General features: G+C 33.6%; 3 protein-coding genes. 1 reads left to right on the top strand and 2 read right to left on the bottom strand.

Translation table 11 applies throughout. From position 1 onward, the window contains the following. Positions 1 to 142 precede the first annotated feature (142 nt). Positions 143 to 523 (top strand): hypothetical protein, encoded by a 381-nt coding sequence (locus FTV42_RS16925; RefSeq protein WP_015060210.1) that lies wholly within the window; start codon positions 143 to 145, stop codon positions 521 to 523. Positions 524 to 554: 31 nt separating this feature from the next. On the opposite strand, the gene FTV42_RS16930 is transcribed toward FTV42_RS16925, so the two are convergent. Together FTV42_RS16930 and FTV42_RS16935 are read right to left on the bottom strand one after the other, a co-directional pair. Further along, on the bottom strand, positions 555 to 986 hold the full coding sequence (locus tag FTV42_RS16930; protein ID WP_039090891.1) for a hypothetical protein: 432 nt from the start codon (positions 984 to 986) through the stop codon (positions 555 to 557). A 17-nt stretch (positions 987 to 1,003) separates the two neighbouring features. Next, positions 1,004 to 1,270, bottom strand: a complete 267-nt coding sequence (locus tag FTV42_RS16935) for a mobilization protein (RefSeq protein WP_088749624.1) — start codon at positions 1,268 to 1,270, stop codon at positions 1,004 to 1,006. Positions 1,271 to 1,365 lie beyond the last annotated feature (95 nt).

A 1,365-nucleotide genomic window follows, 5' to 3' on the forward strand; every position in this document is an offset into this window, starting at 1 on the left:
TAAGTCTAATGATAGATATTGTATGCGATTTGGCTCGCTATCATTCAGGTATAGTCTTTTGATAAAAAAAGCATGACTAAAAGCCATGCCTTGGGAATTCGTATAACGTGTATTATGTTAATTTTAGGAAATCTTAATCGAAGTGAAATATATAGCTCAAATCATAGAATGTAATGAGAATCTCGAATTCATTCTAAAAATTAAGGTTCGTAATGAAATTCTAGAGGTATTTAGTTCTTCAATACCCTCATGTATTGATCTCAAAAAAAATTACCTTATAGATTTAGAAGCTACTATTTTTGATGATTACCTTATTGAGAAAACACATTATTCCCATCAAATTAAGCAAATAGATAATAGTCTAAGATATGAAATTATTGGATATTTAAAAGAAGGGAAGCTAGATGTTAATGGCTTAATTTTTGAAGATGATATTTTAAATAGAGATTTTTTTTACTTAGATAACAATACAGTAAAATGGACTGTCGATAGAATTAATGCTGACTTTGATGACAGAGATTGAATCCATTTAACATAAAATTTCTTATGCGAAATTACATACCAACTTTAACCACATTGTGGACAGGTTGGATTTTAGAGATAAGAAAAACTTCTAGGGCATTTGCTAAATAAGCCGTATCACGCTCAAAGCCTATTGTAATGATGGATCCAGCATCTTTCAGTCTTGGATCTATCGCAATATATTCAGTTTTATCTTCATTCCATCGGCAATATTTCATTACCCTGGCGCTTAAGCCATTACCACGATAACGGCCAGCACCTCTAGAAGTCCCAACACCGATATAAGTCACTAAATCCCCTTTGACAAACGCATATACACCTTGTTTATCGTAATTAGGAATTTTTCCAAAATTAAAATGTACTGGTGACCATTCAGGAGGCTTTCCTAATAGGTCTACATTCCAGTGATGTTCGAAGAATAATTCTGTATTACGTATTAACTTATTAAGTGTTGGATCTTCCACTACTTATCCCTCAAAATTTATAAATTAAAAAGCTTTCGGTCACGCTCATCTGTTAAATACTTATCCATCTGAGCAATTAATTTAGCTCTGGCTTGTTCATCATCTTCAGTGATCTTTAGCATACAGGATCCAATTAAAATTTTGCGTCTGGTATCATCCTTTCGAGCTTGTTCTTTCTCTTTAGCACGTTCTCTTGCCAGTGCTGCCTGTCTTTGAGCCTTTAACTGCTTTAGCTTTTCTTCCTGTGCTTTGATTTTGCTGTCTAGTGTTTCAGTAACGCTCATTAATCCAATACCATCATCCTGGGAAACCATCCCTAACATAAGCGCACTTGAATATGCATTCAAGGTGCTATATGTATAGTAATGTTTTCCTCGAA

Origin of the sequence: Acinetobacter sp. YH16052, from assembly GCF_013417155.1 — a bacterium.
GTDB lineage: Bacteria > Pseudomonadota > Gammaproteobacteria > Pseudomonadales > Moraxellaceae > Acinetobacter.

Bases quoted from the DNA above. Each gene is read 5' to 3' on its own strand.
- FTV42_RS16935 (WP_088749624.1), bottom strand. From the start codon at position 1,270: ATGAGCGTTACTGAAACACTAGACAGCAAAATCAAAGCACAGGAAGAA.